Raw genomic sequence first — 7,954 nt, 5'->3', positions numbered from 1 at the left:
GCCAGATCAGCCATGGAAGATATGGGTATCAAATTAGGGATAGTCAGTATAAAGATTGTCCAGTAGAATTCAAAAAGTTATGTTTAAGTGTTAATACTATGTCTTTAGCTATAAAAGAACGAGAAGGTTACTTACAATGTCATAATAAGCAATTAGAGGAGCAAGTAGCTAGTCAGACTATTAAGTTGGCGACTTTACATAGCGAACTAAAGCTTCAAATGGATATGGTCAGAGCGACAGAAGAAAAGTATCAGGTATTGTTTAATACTATTGATGAAGCCATCTTTGTTTTTTCTTCAGATTCGGATGGATGTGTGAGCAAATTGTTAGAGGTAAACGATGTTGCTTGCAAACGACTTGGTTACTATAAAGAAGAATTACTCCAGATGTCGCTATTAGACATAATTTTACCCCAGAATAAAGATGGCATTATTCATTTTGTAAAAAATTCAAGAATAGGTGATAAAATTCAGGCAGTTTTTAAAGCTGCTTATCTTACCAAAGATGGAAAGCAAATACCGGTTGAGATTAATCTGCATTCTTTTTACGATAATAATCAAAAGCTGTTTTTTTGTATTGTTCGTGATATTAGCGCAAGATTTTTGGCAATGGAAAAAGATAGGGAAGTGGGTTACAAATTAAAAAAATTGCAAGAAATAGTTGCATTAGGGGTTATGGCTGGTAGTTTCGCCCATGAAATTAGCCAACCCCTTAACTCGATAAAAATGTCAGCAAGCAGTCTGCAGTATTTGTATAAGAAAGGCCATTTTACCGAAAATGCAGCGGGTATTGCTGAGATCATGGAGGAAATTGGCGAGATTTCTAGGCAGGTAGAACGTGTATATGCGATTATTAATAACATTAAGGATTTTATGCGTAAAGATGTTTCAGCTCAAATACCACTATCGATCAATGAAGCCGTAGATGCAGCGATTAACACTGTTTTTCGTCATACCTGGTGTCAAGGTATCCGTTTAAAAAAAGAATATGGATCTAATTTACCGCAAGTGTATGGCAATCAAATTCATATCGAACAAATCATCTTTAACCTGACAAGCAATGCTGTGCAAGTATTAGAGGATTATAAGATAAATGGCCCTAAAGAGATAGTCGTTGCTACCTATTTTAAAGATTATGTAACTATCGAATTCAGCGATAATGGTCCTGGTTTAGATCAAGAGACTATGGACCTTATTTTTGAACCCTTATTTACCACTAAGTCTAGTTGTAAAAATATGGGGTTAGGCTTGTCGATTGTAAAGTCCATTGTTGAATCCATGAATGGCAGAATTAGCGTTAATAATAAACCGGAGGGCGGAGCTGTTTTTAAAATTGAGTTACCGCCTTGCCACTAATGATACAAAAAGCAGACATGGCGGATAGTAATAATTACTATCCGCCATGTCTGCTTTTTGTATTGTATAAACTGTTAACAGCTTTTTATAATCATTTTAATAAAGGAAAGAGAGGATGATTTCTGAATAGAGCCTTATCTGGCTATAGGTTGGCAATAACTTCTTTGACTTTATTATCCTCAAATGGTTTGATAATAAAGTGGCGTGCTCCGGCCTTAATTGCTTCGATAACATTATTTTCTTGACCTAAGGCTGAAATCATAACAACAACAGCATTGGGGTCAATGGCTTTTATTTGCCGGAGGGCAGTGATTCCGTCCATTTCTGGCATAGTAATATCCATTGTCGTAATATCTGGTTTGAGTAATTTGAACTGCTCAATGGCTTCCTGACCAGTGCCAGCCTCGCCGACGATTTGACAACCGCAATTTTGTAACAAAGATTTTAGTTTCACCCGCATGAAGAGGGTATCATCCACAACTAAAACTCGTTTACTCATAAATAATCACTTCCTTAGAATTTATCTAACACTCATATTACCGCGCATGCTTTTCCACCAGCGGTTTAGCTTGATTTCAGCAATTTTAACGGCTTCGAGAACTTCGGTTAAGTCGGGGAACGGTTTCAATAAATAATCACATGCACCAGCTTCCATGGAACGCATGGTTTTTTCCATGGTAGAGTAGCCTGTCATCATTATGATTTGTGCCAACGGGTCATAGTTTTTGATCTGGACTATTAGTTCTAAGCCATCCATTTCAGGCATTACGATATCAGAAAAAATAATGTGGTATTTTTGGTGCCGAATCATATCCAAAGCTTTGATCGGGGATGTTGTATAATCAACATCATAACCTTCTAACTGCAGTAATTGGCTTAAAGCTACAGCCAATTCTTCTTCATCATCAACGATCAGTAATTTTAATTTAGGTGACATATTGCTAACCTCCATAGTGTAATTGGGTAGTAGGATGCATTACGGCTTGGTAGGGGGAGGAAAATAGGGGAATACCACCCACTAGGCTGCCGGTTGCTTCCAGAACATTTAAATGGCGACGGGTGTAGGGACCATCGGAAATGGCAAAAACTGAAATCCCATGAGGCGCTAACGTGGTGCGCAGATTAATAAACTTTTTCAAAATGTTTGTTTCTAACACCGGGGCTTTGCTTAAATCAATTAAAACAATTTTTATGGTTTCTGAATTAGCGAGTAAAGAATTTAGGTGTGAGTTCCAGTTACTAACAAGATCAGAAATAGTAATAAAGACAAAATAGGTACGGTTGCACAAAGCAGAAAAAACAGTTTCCCATATCATTTGAACAATGCGTCGGGAAACAATAGCTTGTTTATCGTCTTTGTGCTGTAGTTCCATGTTTACCGCATCATACAGTAAAGCGGAAAAGCGGGACCAGGCAGAAAATCCTCCAGGTAGCCATTCCAAAGAGGCACTATCTTTTATTCCCCAGCGTGACAGTGCTTCCACCTTATCAAAAGTAGATTGTCTTCCAGAATGAGAAAGTAAATTGTTTTGCAATTTAAAGATAAGGGTATTGAACTGCTCGATTTCCTGTAGTACAGGTGTGTTGACTTTCGTCTGCTGGTGGCTGAGATCAGATAGTTTAATATTAACAATATCGCCTATATTTTTGATGTTTTTTTCAAGCTGGCTGATAGGGGCATTTGTCAGTAAAATAACAGATAAACTATTATTTTTTGTCGAAAAATGTTCATAAATGATTTGGCCGAATTGTTTTAGGACCTCAATAAGTAAAGTGAACTGAGCTTTAGGCATTAATGCTGAGTCGGCTATTGTTGCCGACAAGTAGACCGTACTTAGTTCATCATTCTCATTTTTTTTCATAGAAGATGGCAAAGAAAGGGTTAGGTTATTAAAAAAAGAAGCTATCCGAGAATCTTCCGCACTCGGGGGAGAGCCAGCTTTATAGGCATCTAATTGATATTTTAATATGTCGATAAATTGAAGCATTAAATTAAATGTGTTGGCATCAACCAATTTGGTCTGTGCCCTCAACGGTTCAAGAAAATCTTCGCCTTTGTGGGCTGTTTCGGCTAACATGTCAAACCCTAAAGACTGAGCTCCGCCTTTAATACTATGGACAGCACGAAATACGGCATTAACGGCTTTGGTTACGTTTTCGGATTGTTCTTCTGCTAATAGTATTGTTTCGGCATGAAAGAGCATTTCTTCTGATTCTGCAAAAAAGATAGCCATTAATTCTTGTTCTTGTGGATCTATATTCACGATGGATCACCTTCCTGCTTTTGCTGTGATGGCAGAGAAATTTCAAAGGTAGAGCCTTGATCAATAACACTTGATGCGCTAATTTTTCCATTATGTTCTGTGATAATACCGTGGACAACTGATAATCCTAGACCAGTTCCGCCAGCGGTTTTTGAGAAAAACGGTTCAAAAATTAAAGGCATATCAGCAGGTGATATACCACAGCCATTATCGGTTATGGTGATGGATACCCAGTTTCTAGATTCAGGTTGATTGGCAGTTATTTTGATCAAGCCTAATTTTTTTCCGCTTTTATGGATGGCGTTAATCCCATTTTGCAGTAAGTTAATAAATACTTGTTCGATTTGTTGTTTGTTACCGTAAAGAGAAATATTTGGCGCAATATCGCGGATTAGGGTAATGTTTTTAACGAAATGTTGGTCACTGGCAATTAGAGCCCAAGCGGTATCAATACACTGACTTAAATTGAAGGAAGTCTTTTCTTTTTGTTCTTGCCGTGAAAAACGTTTTAAATTGCTTACGATATTGGTAATCCGGTCAACTCCTTGATGGATGGCGTTAAGTGGGCGCTGAATCGTTTCCTCCTGAGTCTGTAGATGACGAGAGAGTATTTCGGCGTTAATTTTAATGAAAGTTAAAGGATTGTTGATTTCATGGGCTATACCAGCTATCATCCGGCCAATCGTGGCAAGTCTGTCAGCGTGTTTTAATTCTTCTTCTTTTTGTTTGAGTCGGTTTATTAATTCACGGTTGTATTGTAATCTGTCTTCCAACGTTTTGCTTAACGATTTGTTATCACTGCATCCATCCTGGGGCGATAGTTCTTCCATCAGGGTGATAATGCCCTGGTTAGTTAAAGAGAGTTCGTTCAAAAGATTGGCATTATCTTTTTGTAGGCGGTAGATAGTGCCAAACAGGTTATATATAATCGTAAAAAGTTCATCAGTAAGTTGTTTGATCATGATCGGTTCCTGACTATCATAATTGTAGCGTCATCATTTTCTCGTCCCCAGGTTGTTAAAATTTCTAAAGCAAATTGGCATACAGGTTTTGAATGCAGGTGGGCTGACACTGGAAGATCCCATTCCGGACGAATACCGTCTGTAGTAATTGTTAAAACACTATTACATTGCCAGGGGAGGGTGGCAATCTGTATAGGCGGTAATTTAATACCAAGGGTGCCGTTTTGATTCAATAGTTTTTTATAGAAATTACCCGAAAATAAACGACCTTCAACATTACCTAACGAAAAGTAATGTAACGTAGCTGTGCGCCTATTGATAATAGCCAAAAAAATAACAGCACCCCGGGTTGATACCATACGTTTATGGCATAGTTGAATTAACTGGGGAAGTGGCAGGTTGCGAAATTCCTCAAGACAGTGTTTTAGTATTTTTGCAGTTTCAAAAGCTGCGGTGCCATGGCCAAGAGCATCAAAAACCCCAACCATGCTCCAGTCGTTGGCTTCGAAAATATAAAATCCGTCACCATTTACTTGGGATCTGGGATGTGGGCGTGATTGGACGCAGATATCTAGGAAAGGGTGACCGTATTTTTTCGAATATTTGGTTAGTTTTAGAGTTGTATTTTGGTCACTGAGTTTTGGCGAAAAGCTGTCTGACAACCGCAGGATGGTACCTAGTCTGCCACTCAGATTGCTGTCGGTTTGGTAGCCATTACCGAGGGTTTTTATAGCATTTTGAAGATCAGGATGACCAGCGTTTATGACAGCAAGATCTATTGCATTATCCGGGCAGATAAGGTACGTAATGTGGCTGCCAGAATAGCAGCGGGTATATCGGTATAAAATTTTGGCTAATTCTGTAGTAATCAGTGCTAATTGTGCCTTTTTTAAGCCGTAAAATACACAGCTACAGTAATTAAGCATTACGCATCGCGCGATAATTATATTGAACTCGTTTAATGGTTTTACTACTACTATAAATCTATCCCTCACTTTCGCCATTTGGTTATTTTAACAATAGTTCCTTCTCCGAGTTTCGAAGTAATGGTGAATTCGTCCATTAGGCGGCGAGTACCACTCAAGCCTAAGCCTAGGCCTCGACCTGTTGAATAACCTGGAGTCAGTGCTAATGTTATGTCCTTAATACCAGGTCCAATATCGGTAAATACAAACTGCAAGCCTTTGGTGTATTTGCTATTGGAAACTTCGGCATATTCCATCCAGCCATAGCCGGCATATAGCACGATATTTCTTGCTAGCTCACTGACAGCAGTAGTAATGCGGGTTTGGTCTACCAGCGAAAAGCCTGCAGTCACAGCAGCCTTGCGGGCAGTCAGCCGGGCGACAACAACATCCTCCTCATTGTTTATATCAATTCGCATAATGAGATCCTGAGTTTGATGAACTCGTAATTCCAAGATATTTTAGAGCTAAGTCAACTGATGCTGCTGTTTTAATCCCGACAAAATTGAGACCCATTTCCACCATTGTCAATGCAACGTCAGGTCTGAGTCCAACTAAAAAAATATTATTGGAACCTAAAAGTTTGGCTATGGATGCTAGGTCTGTCAGAACACGCACAGTATAGGAGTCAACAGTAACCAACTGGGAAATATCAAGAATAAGACCAGGCGAGCGAAATCGGGCCATTTCTGTAAGAATAGCTTGCTGAGCATCTTTTATCGACAGGTCATCCAAATCTCCTTTCAAAACAACTACTGGAACCTGTTGAATTCTAAAAATAGCGTATGCTGTCATACGGATATTACTTTTTTACCAAGGATTTGAAACGCAAGTTCTAGGCCATCGGCCATAATGGCCCGAGTAACTATTCCGCTCAGATCGATGCCGAGGTGGACAATGGTTTGGGCTACCTCTGGACTGATACCAGTAATAATCATGGTTGCACCCAAGAGTTTTACGGCTGATGCTGTTTTTATAATATGATTGGCCACAAGGGTATCCACCATGGTTACACCGGTAATATCAAAGATGGCTACAGAGACTTTTTTTTCTACAATGTAATTCAACAAGTGTTCTGTTATCTGTTGAGAACGTTTACTGTCAAACGTCCCAACAATAGGAATTGCTAAGATGCCTTCCCATAGTTCGATGATCGGAGCGGACAGTTCCCACATGTCATGTTGTTGTTGTACGATAAGTTGTTCACGGCTTTCTGCAAACACTTCAAACATATAGAGTGCTGCTTGATCTAAGAGAAGATGAGTTTCTTCGGCGTTGCAATTATTCCCGCATATACTGGATAGATATGGTCTAAGTGCCATTACAAATATAGATGTTTCAGACGGTGTTAAGCCTGCTTGCGCACCTCGCCGGGAGATATCAGTCAGAGTTTTAAGTAAACCTGTAACTAACCCTTTATTAGCAACAGAAGCCATAAATCCTGTAATTAATTCAATTCCCAGATGCTCACATTCTTCGGATGTAATGTTGTTGTTGGTTAGCCAGCGGGTCTTGACTACATTATTTAACCAACCTTGATATATTTTTCGGATATTGTCTTCTGACGATGTTGCTGCAACATCTGTATAATCCAAAATGAACCCTCCTAGCTATACATATCATAAAGAGTTACTTATTTTAAAAATAACTGCAAGAATTATGCCAATTTTTACATTCTGTAACTGGATATTGAAGAATAGATTGTATTATCCAGCGTGATGGAAATGATAGTGGTGGTGAAAGAAAATACATAACAAACAACACATTGTGTAGCAAAATGCGACACAATGTGCTTACGATAATTCTTAATCATATATTTGTAATGAAAAAATAGGCAATCTTAGTGTAAATACGTTGGCATATTTTTTGCATAAATTAAAAAATGCCTTTCTATCTAAAAATAAAATAGTATAAACAGGTGCACAGCTAAAGGGAGAGGGTTTATATGAAAATTTTAATTGTAGATGATTCAATTTTGGCTCAAAGAATTATGGCAAATCTTATGCAAGAAGTGGTTCCTGAAGCTGAGATATATATTGAGAAAAATGGCCAAGATGGATATTGTCGCTACTGTGATATAAAGCCAGATTTAGTATTACTAGATTTACTTATGCCTGTTGTAAATGGTTTCGAATTGCTTGGTCGCATTAAAGCGCACCAACATAAATCGCTGGTTATTATTGTCTCAGCCGATATTCAAAAAAGTGTAAAAGAAGAAGTTATTGGTCTGGGCGCAATGGATTTTGTGTCTAAACCTTTTAATCGAGAAAAAGCATTATATGTTGCTGAGCAAGCCAGAAAGTGGTGCAATTATGCTTAATGAGCTGCAAAAAGATGCTTTTCAGGAGTTTATGAATGTGGGCATTGGCCAGGCAGGAAGCCTTTTGTCGGAGATGATAGAGTCCAGG

General features: G+C 38.5%; 10 protein-coding genes. 2 read left to right on the top strand and 8 right to left on the bottom strand.

Going from position 1 to position 7,954, the window contains the following annotated elements:
- A partial coding sequence (locus tag AC29Z1_RS08820) for a PAS domain-containing sensor histidine kinase (protein ID WP_488271090.1) occupies nucleotides 1–1,355 on the top strand: 1,355 nt, incomplete at its 5' end.
- Between the two features lie 142 nt (nucleotides 1,356–1,497).
- On the opposite strand, the gene AC29Z1_RS08815 is transcribed toward AC29Z1_RS08820, so the two are convergent.
- The 8 genes from AC29Z1_RS08815 to AC29Z1_RS08780 form a co-directional block, all read right to left on the bottom strand.
- Nucleotides 1,498–1,854, bottom strand: a complete 357-nt coding sequence (locus AC29Z1_RS08815; protein WP_488271089.1) for a response regulator — start codon at nucleotides 1,852–1,854, stop codon at nucleotides 1,498–1,500.
- 21 nt (nucleotides 1,855–1,875) lie between these two features.
- Nucleotides 1,876–2,292, bottom strand: a complete 417-nt coding sequence (locus tag AC29Z1_RS08810; protein WP_488271088.1) for a response regulator — start codon at nucleotides 2,290–2,292, stop codon at nucleotides 1,876–1,878.
- A gap of 4 nt (nucleotides 2,293–2,296) precedes the next feature.
- Nucleotides 2,297–3,619, bottom strand: coding sequence for an Hpt domain-containing protein (locus AC29Z1_RS08805; RefSeq protein ID WP_488271087.1), 1,323 nt, complete (start codon nucleotides 3,617–3,619; stop codon nucleotides 2,297–2,299).
- The gene (locus AC29Z1_RS08800) at nucleotides 3,616–4,581 is read right to left on the bottom strand and encodes a sensor histidine kinase (RefSeq protein WP_488271086.1); all 966 of its coding nucleotides are present in this window, start codon (nucleotides 4,579–4,581) and stop codon (nucleotides 3,616–3,618) included. The genes AC29Z1_RS08805 and AC29Z1_RS08800 overlap by 4 nt, the downstream gene beginning before the upstream one ends.
- Nucleotides 4,578–5,507, bottom strand: a complete 930-nt coding sequence (locus AC29Z1_RS08795; RefSeq protein WP_488271085.1) for a SpoIIE family protein phosphatase — start codon at nucleotides 5,505–5,507, stop codon at nucleotides 4,578–4,580. Before AC29Z1_RS08795 ends, AC29Z1_RS08800 begins: the two co-directional genes overlap by 4 nt.
- Before the next feature lie 65 nt (nucleotides 5,508–5,572).
- The gene (locus AC29Z1_RS08790) at nucleotides 5,573–5,965 is read right to left on the bottom strand and encodes an ATP-binding protein (RefSeq protein ID WP_488271084.1); all 393 of its coding nucleotides are present in this window, start codon (nucleotides 5,963–5,965) and stop codon (nucleotides 5,573–5,575) included.
- Nucleotides 5,955–6,341 (bottom strand): STAS domain-containing protein, encoded by a 387-nt coding sequence (locus AC29Z1_RS08785; RefSeq protein ID WP_488271083.1) that lies wholly within the window; start codon nucleotides 6,339–6,341, stop codon nucleotides 5,955–5,957. The genes AC29Z1_RS08790 and AC29Z1_RS08785 overlap by 11 nt, the downstream gene beginning before the upstream one ends.
- A complete protein-coding gene (locus AC29Z1_RS08780; protein ID WP_488271082.1) occupies nucleotides 6,338–7,141 on the bottom strand; it encodes an STAS domain-containing protein in 804 nt (267 codons plus the stop codon). The genes AC29Z1_RS08785 and AC29Z1_RS08780 overlap by 4 nt, the downstream gene beginning before the upstream one ends.
- Nucleotides 7,142–7,491: 350 nt before the next feature.
- Here AC29Z1_RS08780 and AC29Z1_RS08775 point away from each other — a divergent pair, with 350 nt between their 5' ends.
- A complete protein-coding gene (locus AC29Z1_RS08775) occupies nucleotides 7,492–7,866 on the top strand; it encodes a response regulator (RefSeq protein WP_488271081.1) in 375 nt (124 codons plus the stop codon).
- Nucleotides 7,867–7,954 lie beyond the last annotated feature (88 nt).

The organism is Sporomusa sp. (assembly GCF_057736855.1).
This window is presented reverse-complemented; position numbering and strand designations above follow the sequence as displayed.

Coding starts and splice junctions, on each gene's coding strand:
- AC29Z1_RS08815 (WP_488271089.1), bottom strand. CDS start 1,854: ATGAGTAAACGAGTTTTAGTTGTGGATGATACCCTCTTCATGCGGGTG.
- AC29Z1_RS08810 (WP_488271088.1), bottom strand. CDS start 2,292: ATGTCACCTAAATTAAAATTACTGATCGTTGATGATGAAGAAGAATTG.
- AC29Z1_RS08800 (WP_488271086.1), bottom strand. CDS start 4,581: ATGATCAAACAACTTACTGATGAACTTTTTACGATTATATATAACCTG.
- AC29Z1_RS08795 (WP_488271085.1), bottom strand. CDS start 5,507: ATGCTTAATTACTGTAGCTGTGTATTTTACGGCTTAAAAAAGGCACAA.
- AC29Z1_RS08790 (WP_488271084.1), bottom strand. CDS start 5,965: ATGCGAATTGATATAAACAATGAGGAGGATGTTGTTGTCGCCCGGCTG.
- AC29Z1_RS08785 (WP_488271083.1), bottom strand. CDS start 6,341: ATGACAGCATACGCTATTTTTAGAATTCAACAGGTTCCAGTAGTTGTT.
- AC29Z1_RS08775 (WP_488271081.1), top strand. CDS start 7,492: ATGAAAATTTTAATTGTAGATGATTCAATTTTGGCTCAAAGAATTATG.